General features: G+C 63.4%; 25 protein-coding genes and 1 riboswitch. Of the genes, 11 read left to right on the top strand and 14 right to left on the bottom strand.

All coding sequences use genetic code 11. The features are described 5' to 3' along the window. Window positions 1-9 precede the first annotated feature (9 nt). Entirely contained in the window at window positions 10-366 is a 357-nt protein-coding gene (locus ACQ66M_RS09180) for an ArsC/Spx/MgsR family protein (RefSeq protein ID WP_430403361.1), read from the top strand. A 96-nt stretch (window positions 367-462) separates the two neighbouring features. Here the strand turns inward: ACQ66M_RS09180 and ACQ66M_RS09175 are convergent, their stop codons facing one another. The 3 genes from ACQ66M_RS09175 to ACQ66M_RS09165 all read right to left on the bottom strand — a co-directional run bounded on the left by ACQ66M_RS09175 (window position 463) and on the right by ACQ66M_RS09165 (window position 2,238). Continuing rightward, window positions 463-1,296: a hypothetical protein gene (locus tag ACQ66M_RS09175; RefSeq protein WP_350173876.1), complete on the bottom strand. Its 834-nt coding sequence runs from the start codon at window positions 1,294-1,296 to the stop codon at window positions 463-465. Between the two features lie 127 nt (window positions 1,297-1,423). Next, a complete protein-coding gene (locus ACQ66M_RS09170) occupies window positions 1,424-1,885 on the bottom strand; it encodes an SRPBCC domain-containing protein (RefSeq protein ID WP_350173874.1) in 462 nt (153 codons plus the stop codon). Further along, window positions 1,882-2,238, bottom strand: a complete 357-nt coding sequence (locus ACQ66M_RS09165; RefSeq protein WP_430403358.1) for an ArsR/SmtB family transcription factor — start codon at window positions 2,236-2,238, stop codon at window positions 1,882-1,884. The genes ACQ66M_RS09170 and ACQ66M_RS09165 overlap by 4 nt, the downstream gene beginning before the upstream one ends. Window positions 2,239-2,342: 104 nt before the next feature. After that, window positions 2,343-2,441, top strand: a riboswitch (TPP riboswitch). Between ACQ66M_RS09165 and ACQ66M_RS09160 the strand changes: the two genes are divergently transcribed. The 7 genes from ACQ66M_RS09160 to ACQ66M_RS09130 all read left to right on the top strand — a co-directional run bounded on the left by ACQ66M_RS09160 (window position 2,437) and on the right by ACQ66M_RS09130 (window position 7,143). After that, the gene (locus tag ACQ66M_RS09160; protein ID WP_430403356.1) at window positions 2,437-2,817 is read left to right on the top strand and encodes a hypothetical protein; all 381 of its coding nucleotides are present in this window, start codon (window positions 2,437-2,439) and stop codon (window positions 2,815-2,817) included. Its footprint overlaps the riboswitch before it by 5 nt. Window position 2,818: 1 nt before the next feature. Continuing rightward, the gene (locus ACQ66M_RS09155) at window positions 2,819-3,205 is read left to right on the top strand and encodes an MmcQ/YjbR family DNA-binding protein (protein ID WP_350173868.1); all 387 of its coding nucleotides are present in this window, start codon (window positions 2,819-2,821) and stop codon (window positions 3,203-3,205) included. Next, on the top strand, window positions 3,202-3,630 hold the full coding sequence (locus tag ACQ66M_RS09150; RefSeq protein ID WP_430403354.1) for a DUF1801 domain-containing protein: 429 nt from the start codon (window positions 3,202-3,204) through the stop codon (window positions 3,628-3,630). The genes ACQ66M_RS09155 and ACQ66M_RS09150 overlap by 4 nt, the downstream gene beginning before the upstream one ends. Next, window positions 3,627-5,522, top strand: a complete 1,896-nt coding sequence (gene thiC, locus ACQ66M_RS09145; RefSeq protein WP_350173864.1) for a phosphomethylpyrimidine synthase ThiC — start codon at window positions 3,627-3,629, stop codon at window positions 5,520-5,522. Before ACQ66M_RS09150 ends, thiC begins: the two co-directional genes overlap by 4 nt. 358 nt (window positions 5,523-5,880) lie before the next feature. Next, complete coding sequence (locus ACQ66M_RS09140; protein ID WP_350173862.1) at window positions 5,881-6,135, top strand: GlsB/YeaQ/YmgE family stress response membrane protein; 255 nt, start codon at window positions 5,881-5,883, stop codon at window positions 6,133-6,135. A 121-nt stretch (window positions 6,136-6,256) separates the two neighbouring features. Next, window positions 6,257-6,724 carry a phage tail protein gene (locus ACQ66M_RS09135; protein WP_430403352.1) on the top strand — a complete coding sequence of 156 codons (468 nt, stop codon included), beginning with the start codon at window positions 6,257-6,259 and terminating at the stop codon, window positions 6,722-6,724. A gap of 2 nt (window positions 6,725-6,726) precedes the next feature. Beyond that, on the top strand, window positions 6,727-7,143 hold the full coding sequence (locus ACQ66M_RS09130) for a VOC family protein (protein WP_430403350.1): 417 nt from the start codon (window positions 6,727-6,729) through the stop codon (window positions 7,141-7,143). A 6-nt stretch (window positions 7,144-7,149) separates the two neighbouring features. On the opposite strand, the gene ACQ66M_RS09125 is transcribed toward ACQ66M_RS09130, so the two are convergent. Further along, window positions 7,150-7,479 carry a YkgJ family cysteine cluster protein gene (locus ACQ66M_RS09125; protein WP_430403348.1) on the bottom strand — a complete coding sequence of 110 codons (330 nt, stop codon included), beginning with the start codon at window positions 7,477-7,479 and terminating at the stop codon, window positions 7,150-7,152. A gap of 115 nt (window positions 7,480-7,594) precedes the next feature. After that, window positions 7,595-7,966, bottom strand: a complete 372-nt coding sequence (locus tag ACQ66M_RS09120) for a hypothetical protein (RefSeq protein ID WP_430403346.1) — start codon at window positions 7,964-7,966, stop codon at window positions 7,595-7,597. 227 nt (window positions 7,967-8,193) lie between these two features. Between ACQ66M_RS09120 and ACQ66M_RS09115 the strand changes: the two genes are divergently transcribed. The 3 genes from ACQ66M_RS09115 (at window position 8,194) to ACQ66M_RS09105 (ending at window position 9,861) form a co-directional block, all read left to right on the top strand. Beyond that, window positions 8,194-8,673, top strand: coding sequence for a DUF4262 domain-containing protein (locus ACQ66M_RS09115; protein ID WP_430403344.1), 480 nt, complete (start codon window positions 8,194-8,196; stop codon window positions 8,671-8,673). A 35-nt stretch (window positions 8,674-8,708) separates the two neighbouring features. Then, window positions 8,709-9,320, top strand: a complete 612-nt coding sequence (locus ACQ66M_RS09110) for a glutathione S-transferase family protein (RefSeq protein WP_350173850.1) — start codon at window positions 8,709-8,711, stop codon at window positions 9,318-9,320. A 61-nt stretch (window positions 9,321-9,381) separates the two neighbouring features. Next, complete coding sequence (locus ACQ66M_RS09105) at window positions 9,382-9,861, top strand: DUF2721 domain-containing protein (RefSeq protein WP_430403342.1); 480 nt, start codon at window positions 9,382-9,384, stop codon at window positions 9,859-9,861. On the opposite strand, the gene ACQ66M_RS09100 is transcribed toward ACQ66M_RS09105, so the two are convergent. The 9 genes from ACQ66M_RS09100 to tolQ all read right to left on the bottom strand — a co-directional run bounded on the left by ACQ66M_RS09100 (window position 9,858) and on the right by tolQ (window position 18,985). Beyond that, window positions 9,858-10,451 (bottom strand): hypothetical protein, encoded by a 594-nt coding sequence (locus ACQ66M_RS09100; protein ID WP_430403340.1) that lies wholly within the window; start codon window positions 10,449-10,451, stop codon window positions 9,858-9,860. The genes ACQ66M_RS09105 and ACQ66M_RS09100 overlap by 4 nt on opposite strands. A gap of 53 nt (window positions 10,452-10,504) precedes the next feature. Continuing rightward, window positions 10,505-12,427: an ATP-dependent zinc metalloprotease FtsH gene (gene ftsH, locus ACQ66M_RS09095; RefSeq protein WP_350173844.1), complete on the bottom strand. Its 1,923-nt coding sequence runs from the start codon at window positions 12,425-12,427 to the stop codon at window positions 10,505-10,507. 93 nt (window positions 12,428-12,520) lie between these two features. Continuing rightward, entirely contained in the window at window positions 12,521-13,564 is a 1,044-nt protein-coding gene (gene tilS, locus ACQ66M_RS09090) for a tRNA lysidine(34) synthetase TilS (RefSeq protein WP_430403338.1), read from the bottom strand. Continuing rightward, entirely contained in the window at window positions 13,552-14,598 is a 1,047-nt protein-coding gene (gene ybgF, locus ACQ66M_RS09085) for a tol-pal system protein YbgF (RefSeq protein ID WP_430403336.1), read from the bottom strand. Before ybgF ends, tilS begins: the two co-directional genes overlap by 13 nt. A gap of 100 nt (window positions 14,599-14,698) precedes the next feature. Continuing rightward, on the bottom strand, window positions 14,699-15,244 hold the full coding sequence (pal, locus tag ACQ66M_RS09080; protein ID WP_350173838.1) for a peptidoglycan-associated lipoprotein Pal: 546 nt from the start codon (window positions 15,242-15,244) through the stop codon (window positions 14,699-14,701). Window positions 15,245-15,465: 221 nt separating this feature from the next. Next, window positions 15,466-16,821, bottom strand: coding sequence for a Tol-Pal system beta propeller repeat protein TolB (gene tolB / locus ACQ66M_RS09075; protein WP_350173836.1), 1,356 nt, complete (start codon window positions 16,819-16,821; stop codon window positions 15,466-15,468). A gap of 31 nt (window positions 16,822-16,852) precedes the next feature. Beyond that, window positions 16,853-17,812, bottom strand: coding sequence for a hypothetical protein (locus ACQ66M_RS09070; protein ID WP_430403334.1), 960 nt, complete (start codon window positions 17,810-17,812; stop codon window positions 16,853-16,855). A gap of 18 nt (window positions 17,813-17,830) precedes the next feature. Next, window positions 17,831-18,268 (bottom strand): ExbD/TolR family protein, encoded by a 438-nt coding sequence (locus tag ACQ66M_RS09065; RefSeq protein WP_430403332.1) that lies wholly within the window; start codon window positions 18,266-18,268, stop codon window positions 17,831-17,833. A 3-nt stretch (window positions 18,269-18,271) separates the two neighbouring features. After that, the gene (tolQ, locus tag ACQ66M_RS09060; RefSeq protein WP_350173830.1) at window positions 18,272-18,985 is read right to left on the bottom strand and encodes a protein TolQ; all 714 of its coding nucleotides are present in this window, start codon (window positions 18,983-18,985) and stop codon (window positions 18,272-18,274) included. Between the last annotated feature and the right edge of the window lie 37 nt (window positions 18,986-19,022).

The following is a 19,022-nucleotide window of genomic DNA, read 5'->3' as shown; positions in this document are numbered from 1 at the left end:
GGAGCCTCCATGTCCAATCCCCCGCTCACGCTCTATGGCCTGAAGAATTGCGATACGTGCAAGAAGGCGCTCGGCGCGCTGACCGCTACAGGCCGCGAGGTTGCCTTCGTCGACATCCGCGCAGAGGCTGACCTGCCGTCGCTGGTTCCCGCCTGGATCAAGGCCGTTGGCACCGAAAAACTCGTCAATCGCCGCTCCACCACCTGGCGCGGCCTGACCACAGAACAGCAGGTTGCCGCCCTGGGCGAACAGGCGGCCGCGTTCCTCATAGGCCACCCCACCCTGATCAAACGCCCTGTCATCGACACTGGCGCTGATATTGTCGTCGGCTGGGACAATGGCGCGCAGCAGGCGCTGGAGGCCTAGAGACCGCCTTCGGCGTGCCGAAAAGTGGACCCGGTTTTCGGGGAAACGCCGCGACCAACAGGAGATTCCGATCCAGTCAGGCCGGAGACTTACCGCCTATCGCCGGCGGCGCGGATTCCCGTAAAGCTCGTCTTCCTGGTGATCGAGTTCCGGTTTCAGCCGGCCCCCGTGTACCTTTTCCGTCAGCTGGCGGACATGACGGCGCGCAGCGCCATTGAATTTCAGCATCGCGCAAAAAAGCTGCAGCACGCCCTCCAGCCGGGCATTGGCATGTGCGCTGTCCAGCGTCACTTTCCAGGCCCCGCCCAGATTGATGACGCGGCTGTCGAGCTGGCCGATCTTGCGGCCCTTCTGGTCATACAATGTGTAGTCGGAACCGACGCACACGATGTTCCGGCGCAGCTTGTAGAAGCGCGGTCCGCTTTTCGTTTGCAGGAAGAACGTGTATTTCTCGGGAAAAAGCGGCCAGTGATGTGCCGAGCGTTCCAGCTGGATCAGCTGGTCATGGCGCGCCAGGTTGATCGAGTAGGCCGGCACCGGCATGCCGCCCGCGCCCAGCGATAATTGCATCGACCGCCCGATCAGCATCTCGATCGTGCCGCGCCAGTGCAGGTCTTCGGAGAAGAGCTTGATCACCAGCCGGCGGCTGAAATCCTTGTTCCGTTTCCACAGCTCATGGCGATAGGCGATCAGCGCCTCGCGCTTCCCGTTCACCACGGTCTGTCCGTAAATTTCCATGTCCTTGGTAAAATGGTCAGACGCCGCCTCATTCTGGGTGCGCTTCATGATGCCGATTTCGGCCGTGTTGAAGTCGGTCGCCCAGAAATCCACCTTGAACTTGCGGGTTTTCACGGGCGCTTTCTTGCGCGGTTTCAGGTCGTCTGCCGCAATTGGTACATGCAGCGGCGCATGCGCAGATCCATCAGCCATGATCTTCGCCTCCATCTGTAACGCAAATCAGATAAGGCCCTTGATGGTGATCAGGTGTCAGGATTTGGTTAACAGGACTGCGCCCGGCATTAACCAGTCTGCAGGCCAACGCCCGGGGCGGCCCGGCTCAGGCTGGTTGCAGCATGGCGCCAAGGCGCAGCAGCGCGCTCTCCCAGCCTTCCTGCACGCCCTCCAGCAGGTCCGCGCCATCCACCGCCGCCGTCTGCAGCGTCAGCACGAGGCGCGTTCCCTTTCCGTCAGGCTGGAATTCGGCTGATACAAGGCAGGCGCCTTCCAGCGCATCCATGGAGGAAATGATTTCGGTATAGATGATCCGGCGATCAGTCACGATGTCATGATAACGCCCCCGCACAACAGCCAGGGCCTGATCACCCATCATGCAGGTGCTGACATCTTCTCCGCCTACGGAAAAATCGGCCGCATCGATACGCAGGTCGATCTCGTCAGAGGGCGACCCCCAGATGCGGCGCATTTCCGGATCGGCCCAGGCTCCGAACACGCGTGCCAGGCTCGCCGTATAGGTTTTCTCTATGGTCACCGTGCCGTGGCGGACCGTGTCATGGCTCATGTTGCGGTTCCTTTTGTGTCTGTTGCGTCGAGAAAGTCGCCCAGCCGGTCGAGGCGCGCAGCCCAGGCCTGCTGGTAACGGGTGATCCAGGCATCCAGCTCGGCCAGCTGCGCAGTCTCCAGCCGGCAGCGCCTCACCCGGCCTTCCTTGCGTGTCACAACAAGGCCCGCCGATTCCAGTACGCGCACATGCTGCAGGAAGCTCGGCAGCGCCATGTCATATGGCGCGGCCAGTTCGGCCACGCTCGCCTCACCGAGGCTCAGCTGCGCAATCACGCCGCGGCGCGTGGCATCGGCCAGCGCATGGAAGCCGCGGTCAAGGGCAATGGGGTCCGGTGAATGATACTTAGTCATATGCCTATCTATTGGATCGCCCGGCCGCATGTCAAGTCACTTAGGTAATCACCTCAGTTTGACTTGGGGCCCCTTTCAATTCCGGCCCGCCCGGCTTATTGTGACTCTTATCCGAGGGGTGTCCGCGATGGTCGCGGGCTGAGAGTTACCCTTTGAACCTGATCCGGCTCATACCGGCGCGAGGGACGGAGACGACGGATGAGATTCCTGCGAATCTGGGCAATTTTGCTCGCATTGTCCCTGATCATCGGCGAGGCCTATCGCTCATGGGGTGCCGGGCGCCCTGTCATGTTCTGGATGGACGACATGATGATGGGCGCGATGCTCATCGCCGCCGCGATCCTCGTCCGGACAGACACGCTGCGCCGCCGCGCTTTCTTCGCTGCGGCATGGGGCGTGAATGCGGGCATGCTGTATCCAAGTTTCTTCGGAAAACTTCTGACGCCCGAAGAAGCCAATCCTGGCAATTTTGACCTCGCCCTCCTGACTGTGCTGGTCGGCCTCGCCTTCGTCTCCGCGCTCATCGGCATGGTCCTCACCATACTGGCGCCACGCAACAACACGGCCGAGGCGGGCTGACATGAAACTCGATGCGTTCACGGCCTTCTGCGAATCCCTGCCCCACGCGACCTATGTCCGCCAGTGGGGCGACAGCCATGTCTGGAAGATCGGCGGCAAGGTGTTTGCCATTGCGGGCGACGAGAAGGGCGAGATAACCGGCGTCTCCTTCAAGGTCACGCCCATCGCCTTCCACATATTGAAAGACCAGCCCGGCTGCCGGGGCGCGCCCTACATGGCCTCGCGCGGCATGAAATGGATCCAGCGTTTCAGCGACGAGACCATGTCTGACGATGAACTCCTGACCTATCTGCGTGACAGCTACCGTCTCGTCGGAGCGGGACTTACGAAAAAGATGCAGAGGGAACTCGGCCTGTCGCCCGAGTCCCCGAGAGGCTTCCCGTCATGAGCCGCCTCGCCCCGCCGCCCGCGCCCGGCACCGTGCAGGCCGTGCTCGACGCGATGCCCGCCGCCCCGCGCGCCTGCCTCACCCGTCTGCGCGCCCTGGTCCTCGATACAGCCGCAGGAACGCCCGGCATCGGCCCGCTCACCGAAACCCTGAAATGGGGCGAGCCGGCCTTCCTCACCAATGCCACCAAATCCGGCACCACGCTCCGTCTCGGCTGGAAGCCCGCTGCGCCCGATACCGCCCAGATCCTCGTCCATTGCTCCACCACGCTGGTGAACGAGTGGCGCGATCTCTACTCCGGCACGCTCGCCTTCTCCGGCACCCGCGCCATAGACCTCGACATCAACGCCCCCCTGCCAGAGGCGGCCCTTTCCCACTGTATCGCCATGGCCCTCACCTATCACGCAAGAAAGCACGCCCGATGAACAAGCCCGCCGACCAGTCCCAGTTCGAAACCCCGAAAGTCACCACCGGCCCGCTGCCCGCCAGCCGCAAGGTCTATTCCCATCCGTTGCCGGACCTGGCCGTCCCTCATCGCGAGATCGACCTGCACCCCAGCGCCGATGAGCCGCCCGTGCCCGTCTACGACACGTCCGGCCCCTATACGGACCCCTCCGTCACCATCGACGTCGAAGCCGGCCTCGCCCGCGACAGGCGCGAATGGGTGCTCGCCCGCGGCCATGTCGAAGAATATGAAGGCCGCGACGTAAAGCCGGAAGACAATGGCGGCGCCGAGGGGAAATATCTCGCCCGCCAGTTCCCCGTCCGCCACCGGCCCCTGCGCGGCACAGGCACGGGGCCCGTGACCCAGTATGAATACGCCAGAGCAGGGATCATCACCAAGGAGATGGTCTACGTCGCCACCCGCGAGAATCTCGGCCGCCAGACGGCCCATGATGACGCCGCCGCCACCATCGCCGATGGCCAGTCCTTCGGCGCCCATATCCCGGAATTCATCACGCCCGAATTCGTCCGCGACGAGATCGCCGCCGGACGCGCCATCATCCCGGCCAATATCAACCATGCCGAGCTGGAACCGCAGATCATCGGCCGCAACTTCCTCGTCAAGATCAATGCAAACATCGGCAACTCGGCCGTCGCTTCATCGGTTGAGGAAGAAGTCGACAAGATGGTCTGGGCCATCCGCTGGGGCGCCGACAATGTGATGGACCTTTCCACGGGCCGCAACATCCACAACACGCGCGAGTGGATCCTGCGCAATTCGCCCGTCCCCATCGGCACCGTGCCGATCTACCAGGCGCTGGAAAAGGTCAATGGAGTCGCCGAGGATCTCACATGGGAAGTCTATCGCGACACGCTGATCGAACAGGCTGAACAGGGCGTCGACTATTTCACCATCCATGCCGGCGTGCGCCTCGCCTATATCCACCTCACCGCCAGCCGCGTCACCGGCATTGTATCGCGCGGCGGCTCGATCATGGCGAAATGGATGCTCGCCCACCATACCGAAAGCTTCCTCTACACCCATTTCGAGGAGATCTGCGACATCATGCGCACCTATGATGTCTCCTTCTCCCTGGGCGACGGCCTGCGCCCCGGCGCGACGGCCGATGCCAACGACGCCGCCCAGTTTGCCGAACTCGAAACCCTCGGTGAGCTGACAAAAGTCGCCTGGGCCAAAGGCTGCCAGGTGATGATTGAAGGGCCCGGCCATGTGCCGATGCACAAGATCAAGGTGAACATGGACAAGCAGCTGCGCGAATGCGGCGAGGCCCCCTTCTACACGCTCGGCCCCCTCACCACCGACATTGCGCCCGGCTATGACCATATCACGTCCGGCATCGGCGCCGCGATGATCGGCTGGTTCGGCACGGCCATGCTCTGCTATGTGACGCCCAAGGAGCATCTTGGCCTGCCCGACCGCGACGATGTGAAGGTCGGCGTGATCACCTACAAACTCGCCGCTCATGCGGCAGACCTCGCCAAGGGCCACCCGACCGCCCATCTGCGCGACGACGCCCTCTCCCGCGCGCGCTTCGAGTTCCGCTGGGAAGACCAGTTCAACCTGTCACTGGACCCCGAAACCGCCCGCGACTTCCACGACCAGACCCTCCCCAAGGACGCCCACAAGGTCGCCCATTTCTGCTCCATGTGCGGCCCCAAATTCTGCAGCATGAAGATCACCCAGGAAGTCCGCGACTACACCGCCGGCCTCAGCGACAACGAACGCGCCGACCTTGAAAAACAAGCCGCCGAAGCAAGACGCGGCATGGCGGAAAAGAGCAAGGAATTCATGGAGAAAGGTGGAGAGATTTATCTCTCGGAGAGCGGTGAGGTGCGCGAGCCGATTGATTGAGCGATACACGCGCAATCACAGGCGAACGAACGGAAAGAAAAATGCCCGACTGAATTCTGACGTGCGCGGCAATTATCCGGGCCGCCACCCGTGCACCATCACCGCCTTCCAGCAGGACTATCCGCCCCGCCTATCCCTCCCGTCCGCGATGTGGGATAAGTGAGCGTGATCCCTCCGGGCATGCGTGTGCAGCCTGAAGGTCAGGGCGGGGCGAGCTTTTCAGCCCGCGTCCCTGTTTGCCGCCGCCCGTGCAGGGTGAACACGCCGCAGAAAGCGACACTGTGCGAGGAACCAGATACGGCTTTCGCCCGTTCGGCACATGCGCGTGTTCGAACCCACGCATGCAAGGAACAGACATATGACACTCGAATCCCTCCTCATCATCCTCATCGTCGGCGCCATAGCCGGCTGGCTCGCCGGACAGATCGTCAAGGGCTATGGCTTCGGCCTGGTGGGCAATATCGTGGTCGGCATTGTCGGCGCGGCCCTGGCCGGCCTGCTCTTCCCGCAACTCGGCTTCAGCATCGCGGCGGGCATTGTCGGCGCCATCATCCACGCCACGATTGGCGCGGTGATCCTGCTCTTCGTCATTCGCCTGATCAAGCGCGCCTGACGCGCAGCGCAGCGGCAGCAAGCCGTAGGGTGCATTAAGCGCCGGTCCATGCTCCGCCCGCCCCCTTGCCCCGCCGGTCCAAGGCCGTAGGCTGCGCCCTCCACAATGGGAGGACACGGGAATGATTCGGAAATTTGCGATGGCGGCGGCCCTGACCGGGGCGCTGATGGCGGGGACGGCGCCGGCGGCCCATGCTGGCATGGACGAATACCTTGGCGAGATCATTACGGCGGGCTTCAATTTCTGCCCCCGCGGCACGCTGGAGGCCGATGGCCGCCTCCTGCCGATTGCCGAGAATACTGCCCTCTTCTCCCTGCTCGGCACCATGTATGGCGGCGACGGACGCACCACGTTCGCCCTGCCGGACCTGCGCGGGCGCGTTGTGGTTGGCGCTGGCCAGGGCCCCGGCCTCACCGACCGAAGGCAGGGCGAGCGCGGCGGCGCTGAATATGAAAGCAAGGGCCCGGCCCTTGCGGTTGATAGTCAGACGGGCGTCCCCGGCAGCGCCCCGGACGGCGCCAACATGCCGCCCTATCTCGCCCTCAGGCAATGCGTCGTGACGCAAGGCATCTTCCCGTCGCGGAACTGACCATGCCCCTCGCCCCTTTCCACCTCGCCTTCCCGGTGCACGATCTTGCTGCTGCCCGCGTCTTCTATGGCGGCCTGCTCGGCTGCGCCGAGGGGCGCAGTTCGCCAGACTGGGTGGACTTCGATTTTTACGGCCACCAGATCGTCGCCCATCTGGCGCCAGACCAGTGCACTCCCACCGGCACCAGCGCCGTTGACGGGCATGGCGTGCCGGTGCGCCATTTCGGCCTCGTCCTGCCGATGGATGCGTGGCAGGCGCTGGCTGACCGCCTGACCGGCCAGGTCGATTTCCTGATTGCGCCCTATATCCGCTTTGCGGGCCAGCCCGGCGAGCAGGCAACCATGTTCTTCCACGACCCCAGCGGCAACGCGATCGAGCTGAAAGCCTTCGCCGATATCGGCCAGCTGTTTGCGAAATAGGCTCGCCTAGGCAGGCTCCCCTTCCTGGTCCCGCACGCGCTCGCCCATGATGCCGTTCGCGCGGCGCGCCTTGACGCATTCAAAGCTACCCGCCCGGAAGGCGCGGCAGGCTTCGGGCCGGTCGTCATACACGCCGCACACGGCCTTGCCGCCTGCCAGCTGCAGGTGCACGCAATGGCCGCAGTCGAACTTCACAAAGGTCTGCCCGCCTTCGCTGAACAGGCTTTCAGCTGGCAGGGCGCGTGAGGCATCCCACGGCAACAGGGCCAGATAGCGCGGGTTCCGGCTGAAACAGCAGGCACCGCAGGACACGCAGTCAAACGACGGGTCGGCCATGAATTGTCCGGTAACGCTCCGCCGGCGGCCCGTGCCTATCGCATCGGTCGGCGGCCACAGCGATTTACGCCCGCCTGCCCGGCCCCGCAAGCGGTATTGCTGCCAGAACCGCGCCTTACAGGAACAATCCCGCCAGCCCCAGCCCCGTCACCAGGCTGAACATCGGGATCACCGGGAAGCGCCGGGGCGACAGGCCGGATTTCACCGCCGTGAACACCGCCACGGTCACAAAGCCCGCCGCGCCCGCCGTCGCAATGGCGGCATAGTCGCTGTGCGCCGGATCCAGCGCGCCAGCCGCAAAGCCCGCTGCGATGAACAGGGTCGACACCGTGCCGAGGTGCCACATCAGATAGGCTATCCATTTCAGGCCCGGCTCCATCTCCACCGCCAGGAAGGGCCGCACAAATTTCGCCCCGCCCAGGACAACATGGATGAACACCGTCAGGCCTGCCACGCCCGCTGCAGCCCAGAAAAATAATGCCGCCATCGTGGCCGTTTCCCCAAAATTCAGGCGAACGCTCTCACACTCCCCCGCCCCCGGCAAGCGGCCTGTCAGGCATGGCCCCGGCCCGCGTCCTGCCCGCATTCACACCGCTTGCCGCCGCACGCCCACAGGGCATGCGGCCGCCCGTGCTGGCTCGCGCCACCTTAAATCTCGGACATGTTGACCCCTGCGGCTTGACCCCGTGCCCGGCGCACCGCGTCATCATATTCATGACCGAAGGCGAGCTTTCCCCTGCCGACCGCCGCGTGCTTGACGATATCGCCTCGCATGGCTGGCACAGCTGCCACGTGTTCGACCCCGAACTCGCCACCCCCAATTTCACCTATACGGTCGGCTTCACACAGACGCTGGACGCGCCGGAATTCATCGTCTTCGGCCTCCACCGCGACGAGATGCATGGCATGCTGGCCGAGGTCTTCCGCCAGCTCAAGGCCGGCCGGAAAGTGGATGGCGGACAGGCCTGGCAGGGCCTCAACCCGGACTTTGACTGTATCGGCAAAAAGGCCGCGCATGAGGCGCTGTTTACCCTCTACATGCCCGTGGCAGACGGGTTCTGGAAGCATCAGGGCCATCGCGGCCACCCCGCCGTGGTCCAGCTTGTCTGGCCCGGCTGGCTCGATGGCCTCTACCCCTGGGACGAGGGCTGCGCCGCCAGCGTGATCGCCGCCCAGCCAAAGCTCTGGTCCTGATTGCGCCGCAGGCGCAGCGCGGCTAGGCTCGGCCCATGATCCTCTATGACTATCCCGGCGGGCCAAACCCGCGCCGCGTGCGCATCTATCTCGCCGAGAAGGGCCTCACCGTGCCCATGGAAACCGTGGACATCATGACCCGGCGCAACCGCCAGCCTGATTTCCTCGAGAAGAACCCTACCGGCGGCATCCCGATCCTGGAGCTGGACGACGGCACCTGTATCGCCGAGAGCGTCGCCATATGCCGCTATTTCGAGGAACTGCATCCCAGCCCGCCCCTCTTCGGTACCGGCGCGAAACAGCGCGCCATCATCGAAATGTGGCTGCGCCGGGTGGAACTGAACCTGATGGTGCCGATCGGCATGGTCTGGGTCCATGGCCACCCGCTAACAGCCAAGCTGATCCGCCAGATACCGGAGGCCGCCGCGCAGAACCGCGTGCGCACGGACATGGGCTACAGGCTGCTGAACGACCAGCTGGCGGAAAACGCATTCATCGCGGGCGACAGCTACAGTGTCGTCGACGCGGTTGCCCTGGCCACCTATGATTTCGGAGCCGGCCTTGTGGGCGTGCCGCCGGACGACGGCCTTACCCATCTTGCCCGGTGGCACGCGGCCGTCTCAGCCCGCCCGAGCGCTGCAGCCTGATTCGCGAACCGGGTTGACGCCAGCGGCCACCACAGCCAAGCCTTGTCGCATGCCCCTTTCCATGCCCACAGACATTGCCCAGATCATCCAGCTCGCCATTGCGCCGGTTTTCCTGCTGGCCGGCATCGGGGCCATGCTGAACGTCATGACGAACCGGCTGGCCCGTGTCGTCGACCGCTGGCGCGCCGTCGAGAAACTGCTTGCAGGCGACAGCGCCGAGGATCGCCAGCGCCACGTGATGGAGCTGGCCGCCATCGACAAGCGCATGGTGCGAATTAACCGCGCGGTGACACTGTCCACGCTTGCGGCCCTGCTGATCTGCCTCGTGATCGTGACCCTGTTTGGCGGCGAGCTGGCGGGCATGGATGTCTCGACGGTTGTGTCGGTCCTGTTCGTCGCCTCGATGGGTGTCCTGATTGCGGGACTGGTCTACTTCCTCGGGGAAATTTCCGTGGCCACGCGCACCCTCAGGGTCGCCCCACACCTGATCACGTCGGAAACGTCCCGGCGCCGCAAGCGGCAGCCTGTCGCCAGGCCCTAATCCGCCGCGCCCCAAGGCGGCGGCGGCACATCAACCGGATCCGACGTGTCGAACTCCACCCGCAGCAGGCGCCCCGGGCGGGCCAGCTGGTAAGTGAACAGGCCGGCCGCGGGATCAAGCTCGACTGTCCATACATTGGTCTTCGACACGGGAATGTTCTCCTGGTCGAACAGGTCCTTTGTCGCCTGATCAGCCGGGAAATCCTGGATCAGGGCATCGGCCGGCGTGCTGGCAAAGCCGCCATACAGGGTCAGGACATCCGGTTCGCCATCCTCGTGCCGGTGGTCATGGCGCAGCTCCCAGCGATCACCGACCTGCATCAGGACCCAGGTGCGGGACCGGTCGTCCCCGACATGCAGCGGTACCGTGACAAGGCCCGGGTCGCACGTGCGTACATGCATCACGATCCGCTCGGCACGCCAGTCATCATCGGCGGCATCCGTGGTGGTGATGCGCCCCTCATAAGCCTTGCCGCAGAGCGGCTGCAACGCGGCCTCAAAGCCGGACACCGGGCCGGTGCCGGGCGCAGGCTGCGCGGCACAGGCCGACAGGACAAGGCAGGACGAAAAAAGCGTGGAGCGAACAAGCATGAGGCGCAGCCTAGACTGGCTGCGCCCCGATGCAATCACATTCTGGTCCCGGATCAGGCCGGACTGGGTTCCGGGTCGCCAAGGCCGGTATCGCCCTTGGGCTTGCGGCGCTTGCCGATTACCGGAACAGCAGAAGCCGGCCCGGCATCATCGTCACTGATGTCTGGCCTTGAAGGCTTGTTGCCTTTCAGCAGCTCGGAAATCTCGTCGCCTGTCAGCGTTTCATATTCCAGCAGGCCATTGGCAATCGCTTCCCACTGATCGCGGCTGTCGGTCATGATGCGGCGTGCCTCGTCCATGCCGGTCTGGATCAGTTTGCGAACCTCTTCCTCAATCTTGCGCGAGGTGTCTTCCGATACGTGTGAGGACTGCATCAGCTGCTGGCCAAGGAAGACGTCACCCTGGTCAGAGCCATAATCGACCGGGCCGATATTGTCGGCAAAGCCCCAGCGCGTAACCATGGCGCGGGCCAGGCGCGTTGCCTGCTGAATATCCGACGCAGCACCGGCCGTGACATTGTCTTCGCCAAATTTCAGTTCTTCCGCCACGCGGCCACCCATCATGATGGCGAGGCGGCTGGTCATTTCGATCTTGGACATGGACAGCTTGTCGTCTTCCGGCAGCTGCATCACCATGCCAAGGGCACGTCCGCGCGGAATGATCGTCGCCTTGTGGACCGGATCAGCCGAGGGCACTTTCATCGCAACGACGGCGTGACCGGCCTCGTGCCAGGCAGTGAGTTCCTTTTCCTTTTCGGACATCACCATCGAGCGGCGTTCCGGCCCCATGAGGACCTTGTCCTTGGCATCTTCGAATTCTGCCATGGCCACGACCCGTTTGCCGCGACGCGCCGCGAGCAGCGCCGCCTCGTTGACGAGGTTGGCAAGGTCAGCACCCGAGAAGCCGGGCGTACCGCGCGCAATCGTCTTGGTCTCGACGTCCTTGGCCAGCGGCACGTTACGCATGTGGACGCGCAGGATTTTCTCGCGGCCGATAATATCAGGGTTGCCGACGGTGATCTGGCGGTCAAAACGGCCGGGACGCAGCAAAGCCGGGTCCAGCACGTCCGGGCGGTTCGTGGCTGCCACGAGGATAATGCCCTCGTTGGCCTCGAAGCCGTCCATCTCGACCAGCAACTGGTTCAGCGTCTGTTCGCGTTCGTCATTGCCGCCACCGAGGCCTGCGCCGCGCGAGCGGCCGACCGCGTCGATCTCGTCAATGAAGATGATGCAGGGCGCCGAGCGCTTGGCCTGTTCGAACATGTCGCGCACGCGGCTGGCGCCGACGCCAACGAACATTTCGACAAAGTCGGAACCGGAAATCGTGAAGAAGGGCACGCCCGCTTCACCCGCCACAGCGCGGGCCAGAAGCGTCTTGCCCGTGCCCGGAGGGCCAACGAGCAGCGCGCCTTTGGGGATCTTGCCGCCGAGACGCTGGAACTTGGATGGATCCTGCAGGAATTCGACAATCTCCTGCAACTCTTCCTTGGCCTCATCGACGCCGGCGACATCGTCGAACGTGACGCGGCCATGCTTTTCGGTCAGCAGGCGGGCGCGCGACTTGCCGAAGCTCATCGCCCCGCGTCCGCCGCCGCCCTGCATCTGGCGCATCATGAAGAAGACAAAGCCGACGATCAGCAGGATCGGCAGGATCGAGAACAGCAGCGACGCAAAATTGTTCCGGCCGCTATCGGCGTCAATCGTGAAGGGCACGTTCTCCTGGACCAGGATTCCCTGGGTTTCCATGTCGAGGCCGCGCAGCTCGCTGACCAGCGTCCGGCCATCGGTCGTCTTCACAACGATCTGCTGGTCGCCAAGTGTTGCCTCGGCCACTTCGCCGGACTCGATCAACTGGTAGATTTCGGACAATTTGGACTTGTCCGCCTGATCTGCTTCAGAGGTTCCACCCATGGCGACAGCCATGCCGATCACTAGCAGGGCGATGGCCCCCCAAATGGCGAGATTGCGCACGTTCATATCAGGTCTTTCAATCTGGAAGCTCTATTGGCTTCTAACATAGGAGCAGGTTCGCACAAAAACGACTCCTTTCCGCTTAACATGCAGCAATTGTCACGGCTGGCCCAGGAACAGGCTCCGCATCGCGCCGAGGCGCGCGTTCAGCAATGAATCCGGGCGATCCAGCCCCTCCTCGCGCGCAAGATGAACAATCGCGCCCTTCCGCGTAACCATCGCGCCACCCAATGTCGCACCCGGAAATGCGCGCTGTGACAGCAAACGATCCGTCAGCGACTGCAGATTGTCCCGGCGCGGCGGTGTCTCCCTGCCTGTCACGAACTGGATCAGGAGGCCGATTCCGCGCGCGGCACTTTCGCGCCCCAAAGGCGCCAGCGTCACAGCCAGCCCTCGCCCGCCCGACACTTCCACATGGTCGCGCAACCATCGGCCAAGGCGCATGTCTTCAATGGCGCGCAGGGCAGCCAGGTCAGACTGGCTGCGCGCAATCGCGTCATACAGGCCAGGCGTCACCGCCAGCCTTTGCCGCACCCGGACGCGCTCATAGGCGCGATTGTCATTGGTCGGGTCGTCGACCCAGATGACGCCCAGGTCCGCCAGCATGTCACGCAAGTCCGTCCGGCGGTGCGCCAGCAGCGGCCGGGCAATGCGGACACCTGCGCCTTCCGGCCAGACGGGCGACAGCGACACAGGCTGCATCCCGGCCAGCCCGTACCAGGTCGAGCCCTGCCTCGCGCGCATGAGAAAGGTTTCGGCCTGGTCGTCTGCGGTATGGCCGGTCAGCAGGGTTGCGCCACCAGCTGCGATCAGCGCCTGCGCCAGGGCCGCATGCCGTGCGCGGCGGGCCGCTGACTGGCGACTCACCGGGTCATCCCAGACCAGTGTGCGATGCTCAACGCCCAGCGCCCGGCTGATGCGCGCCACTTCTGCGGCTTCGCCAGGCGATGCCGCTCTCAGGCGATGATCGAATGTGAAGGCCAGAAGGTCGCGCTGGCGTACGCGTGCCCAGTCCTGCGCGAGGTGGAGAAGGGCGAGGGAATCACTGCCGCCTGAAACCGCAACACCCACCGGTCCATGGCTGGCTCCGCAGAGCCGGTCAAAGGCTGCCAGATGGGTCGGGTGCGTCTCTAGCTGTCGCACCCGGACTTGGTCCGTTCAACGGCCGACAGGTCACGCGTCACGCCCGATGCATTCGGATAGCGCTTTGGCAGCGTGTCGAGCGCGAGGCAGGCCTTCTCCTTGTCGCCGATCAGGCGCATCGCACGGGCGAGCTTTACGAGCGCGTCAGGCGCGCGCGCATCATTCGGAAAAGAACGGATCATCGTCGTGTAGGCAGCGCCGCTGTCAGCATAGGCCTTCTGCTGGTAAAGCGTTTCGCCGAGCCAGTAATGCGCTTCGCCTGCCTGGGGATCATTTCCGAACTTGTCGATGAATTGCCGGAACGCCTGCTCGGCGCCGGCATAGTCAAACTGGATCAGCCTGGATTTGGCAGCGGCAAACAGGGGGCCAGCTTCACCGGGAAGGTCGCTGGCCGAAATCGTGCCGAGCGAGCCGGATGGCAGGTCCAGTCCATCCTCGGACGGATTGTTCGACACTTGCGTGCCAGACGTGCGCGCACCGGATGCGCTGTTGGCAATATCGGATGCCGACGATTGCGGCGTCGGCTGGATCAACCGGGTCGGGCCGGAACTGGCCGAATTGGTCAGACCGCCCGAACGGGGCGCAGTTGCGGAACCAGCGGCATAATCACCGCTTCCCGCTGCGCCGGGATAGGAGGATTCCTGGTCAAGGGCCGGATCGGCAAAGGCGGGCTCAGTGCCGCCAAGTCGCGCCTCAAGTGCGGCCAGCGTACGGGCCTGCGCATCCATCTGGGCGCGCAACTCACCAATACTGTCTGACAGGGATTCATTGTCACGCTGCAGCGCCTGGTTTGCGTCACGGGCCTGCGACAGCTGGAATTCCATGGTCTCGACGCGACCCGTCAGGGTCATGATATCGCCGATGAGATTGTTCACCTGGACCTTCAGTTCGGCATTCTGCTGGCGCGTACTGGCCACCTGCGACGCAAGATCCGAACTCGTGACGCCTTGCGTTATCGGTGCGTTGCGTTGGGCAATCGCTGGCGAGGCCGCAAGCATGAGACAGGCGAGGGCAAGAGCCGGGGCTTTGAACATCAATGCATTTCTCCACGCAATTTCTTCAGCACAATACAAAAACAGCCGGGGCCAAAATAAGGCACCCGGCTGCAAATTGTATTCTGATCAGCAGATCAGCTTAGCTGGTCGTACCGGAAACGATTTGCGTGAAACCGTTACGGTTGAGGGCCCAGGACTGCTCGTCGCTGCCAGCAGCGATCGGGCGTTCCTTGCCGTAGGAGATCGTGTCGATCCGCGAAGGATCAACGCCGAGGCTCACCAGATAGTCCTTGACGACCGATGCGCGACGCTCGCCGAGGGCAAGGTTGTACTCGCGTGTACCGCGCTCATCGCAGTTGCCTGCAACGAGGATACGAACGGACGGGTAAGACGACAGCCAGGCAGCCTGGCGCTTCAGGATTTCCTGATCGTCGGCATCGAGGCGGTAATTGTTGAGGTCGTAATAGACGCGCTCACCCACGTTGACGCGGAAATCGTCGAGCGACCCGGCCAGCGGGCCGGTAGGCTCCACGACTTCTTCAACGACAGGCGCCGTTGGCGCTGGCGTTGTGTCGACAACTTCAACAGGTGTCGTATCTTCGACGACAGGCGCAGGCTTTGAAGCGCAGGCGCCGAGTGCAAGCAGCACGGCGGTGGCTGCGGTAAGTTTCAGTGACGTTTGCATTGCTAAGACTCCCCTGGATGTCCTTAGAGCGATATTGACGCCTTGCGGCGGGCGTTTTGTCAACGGTGTGACGACTAGCGCGGTAGAGTTTCCATTTTCTGACGGAAATCAGGCGACAATCGGGCGGTGACTTAACTGTGCGTCGTTTTGCACAAATTTCTCCTCATGTCTTCAGAAAGCATCGGCCCCGGAGGCATTCCGGGGCCATTTTACTGCTTTTATTACTGCAGAAGCGGCGACCAGGCCGGATCAGATGCATCCGTCTGTGTCTGCAGGCGCTGCTCATTGCGTCCCGACAGGTCCACCGACCAGAGCTGCGGTCCGGCACCCGGGCGTGATTCGCGGAAATAAACGATCACGCGGCCATTCGGCGACCAGTCCGGGCCCTCGTCCAGGTAGGCTTCGGTCAGCAGGCGCTCGCCTTTGCCATCCGTACCGATCACACCGATATAGAAGCGGTTGCCGGATTGTTTCGTGAAGGCAACAAGATCGCCGCGCGGGCTCCAGACAGGCGTCGAATAGCTACCCTTGCCGAACGTGATCCGGCAGGCTGAATCGCGCCCGCCCGACGGGCAGGTCCGCGGGCTGCCATCGACGTTCATGATATAGAGCTGCGGGCTGCCGCCCCGGTCGGACGTGAACACGATCGACTGTCCGTCCGGCGACATGGACGGGGACGTATCAATCGCCGGATGGTCTGTCAGGCGGCGTGATTCCCGTGTCCGCAGGTTCATGATGTAGATGTCGGAATTGCCGCGCTGGGCCTGGGTCATCAGCACGCTCTGGCCATCGCGGGAAAAGCGCGGCGCAAAGGTCATGCCGGGGAAATTGCCGAGCAATTCCTGGCGGCCGGTCTCGATATTGAAGAGATAGACGCGCGGCTTGCCACCCTCATAAGACATATAGGTGATTTCCTGTGCCGACGGCGAGAAGCGCGGTGTCAGCACCGTATTGCGGCCGGGCGTCAGGTATTGCTGGTTGGCCCCGTCACTGTCCATGATGGCCAGGCGCTTCACGCGGGCGAGCTTCGGGCCCGTCTCGGCAATGTAGACGATCCGCGTATCGAAATACGGGTCTTCGCCGGTGAGGCGCTGGTAGATCGAGTCGGCAATCTTGTGCGCAATGCGGCGCCAATTGTCCGGGGTCGTCGTCAGGCGGCGGCCCGGCTGGCCATTGATGCGCATGACCTCGCCGGCATAAACGTCCCAAAGGCGGAACGACACGGCGATCTTTCCGTCCGGAAGCTCCTCATACGCACCGACGACCAGTCCGTCCGTATTGATGATCTTCCAGTCGGCAAAGCGTGGCTGGACGTCCAGCGACAGGTCTTTCTGGATGAAGGAGGCCGGGTTCTGCATTTCAAACAGGCCGGTCGAGGCCAGGTCAGCGCGCACGACGTCGCTGATCTGCCTGGCCATGGCGGCGTCGGTGCCGGAAATCTGGAAATCCGGTATCGCCAGCGGCGTCGGGGTGAAATTGCCATCGGTGACCCGCACCTGCAGCTGGGCCGCAGACGGCAGGGCAATACTCGTGGCCAGCAGGAACGCTGTTACCAGCGCCATCAGGATACGTTTCATGCGATAATCTCCTTGAAACTTTGAGGGACGGTCAATTTTCCGGCCCGATTGTCACGTCGATTTCCTGCCACTGGTCGTAATCGTCTGCAGGCAAGTTGTATGGCGCGCACTTGCGCACTGCGCGCAGGGCAAGGTCAACCGGAATACCCGACCGGCCAATGGGCCGCGACTTGGGCGCAATCAGTTCAGCCGAATTGGTCAGGCTGCCATCGCGGGCCAGCTTCAGCCTTATGACGACATTGATCTGGTCTTCCTTGGGCAGGTCGTCGACGCCGTTCCAGCAATAGCCGATCTGACGGCGAACTGCCGCCTGCAGCGACGCCGTGTTGCCTGTCCGGTCGCCCGCGCCCTTGCGCGGCTGCTGGGCATCGGCCAGGACCGGCTTCTCGATGCGCGGCGGCTCCTGCGCCGGCGGGGCCTTGCGCTCGTTCTGGGCCTTGGTCTTCAGGACATCTTCGAAATCATTGAGGAAATCGAGTTCATCGGACGCGGTCCTGGGTTTTGTCTTCTCGACCAGCTTTTCTTCCTTCTTCGGCTCCGGCTTTTTCTTTTCCGGCTCCGGGGCAGGCTCGGGTTCGGGCTCAGGCTCGGCCTTCTCGTCCTCAACAACGATATCATCCTCGCTCGGTTCCTCGGCGCGGGTGTCATTGGCGTCGACCTCATCGGCCGTCAGGTCCTTGAGGTCGTCAGGTTCAGCCTCTTCTTCAGGCGCTTCTTCAGGAACCGGCTCGGCTTCAGGATCGATCTCGGCCTTCGGGATCGCGGACACATTCGTCACAAGCCCGATATCGAGAAACTCGATCGGCACATCAATCACCGCCGCACATTCCGGCAGGCGCATCAGGATATCGACCGGGCCCAGGCCCGGCTCGTCACGCTCAAGTTTCTCGATGGCCTTGTCACATTCCGACTTCGGGCTGGGCCACGACATGACCGCCAGCGCGAGCACGCTCGCGTGGAGGACAGTCGAAATGGTGAAACCGCGAAGCATGGGTGTGGAAAGGCCCCGCTATTTCTTCTGTTCGGTCACGAAGGCGAGGCGGGTATAGCCCGCGGCGCGCACTTCGGACGTCACTTCCATGATCCGGCCATAGGGAACGGTTTCATCGGCGCGCAGGTACATCTGCTGCTCGTAGCCCTCGCCGATGATCGCCGCGAGCTTGGCGCCGAGATCGTCGACAGTCACTTCCGTATTCTGAATAAAGATCGTCCCGTCCGCCTTCACCGTGATCGCCAGCGGCGCATCGTTCGGCTCGGTCTTGATCGGGCCCGACCGCGTCTTCGGCAGGGCAACATCCTCGCCGCGCACCAGCAGCGGCGCCGTGATCATGAACACGATCAGCAGCACGAGCATGACGTCGACAAACGGCGTGACGTTGATTTCGGCGTTCAGCGCCTGGCGCCCGCGCCGTCCGCCCTTGCCGCCGGATCCCAGGATCAATCCCATGGCCTAGTCCCTCGTTGCGTCGGAGGCGCGGCGCGACAGGCGCACCAGGACATCCTGGGAAAATGTATCAAGCTGGTCGCCGAACTTGGTCAGGTCGCCCGTGAACTTGTTGTAGAAGATGACGGCCGGGATGGCCGCGACCAGGCCCATGCCGGTCGCGAACAGGGCTTCGGCGATCGGGCCGGCCACTGTGCCGAGGCTGGTATCCTGCTGGGCGGCAATATTGAGGAAGGCGTTCATGATGCCCCACACCGTCCCGAACAGTCCGATGAACGGAGACGCCGAACCGATTGTTGCAAGTATGCCCAGCCCGCCGCCGGCCTTGCTGATCTCGCGGTCGACTGCGGCGCGCATGGATCGCTCCGCGCGGCTGACAATGGCGGCCGCTTCAGCCGGCGCAGGCACGCCGCGCTTGGCGTCCGACCATTCGCGCGCCGCCGAGGCGAACACGCGGCTCGCCGCATCACCGGCCACCTGGCCAGGGCGCATGTCGAAATCTTCGGTGCGCCCGCTCCAGAATGCCTCTTCGAATTTCTTTGCCTTCTTGCGGGCACTGCCGAGCGAGAATGTCTTCTCGGCAATCACCATCCACGACCAGACTGACGCGACCAACAGGGACAGAAGCACCAGTTTGACGATCGGGTCGGCGTCGAAGATCAGTGACATCAAAGAAAAATCAGTATGGCTGGCCGCCGTGCCAATCGCTTCGGATTCCATGAAATTCCCTGCTCCTTGAAGTCTGCGCACGCCGAGC

Origin of the sequence: Hyphomonas sp. (genome assembly GCF_965284475.1) — a bacterium.
Classification (GTDB): domain Bacteria; phylum Pseudomonadota; class Alphaproteobacteria; order Caulobacterales; family Hyphomonadaceae; genus Hyphomonas.
Note: the sequence above shows the minus strand (reverse complement) of the source record. Positions and strands in the feature narration are given on the sequence as shown.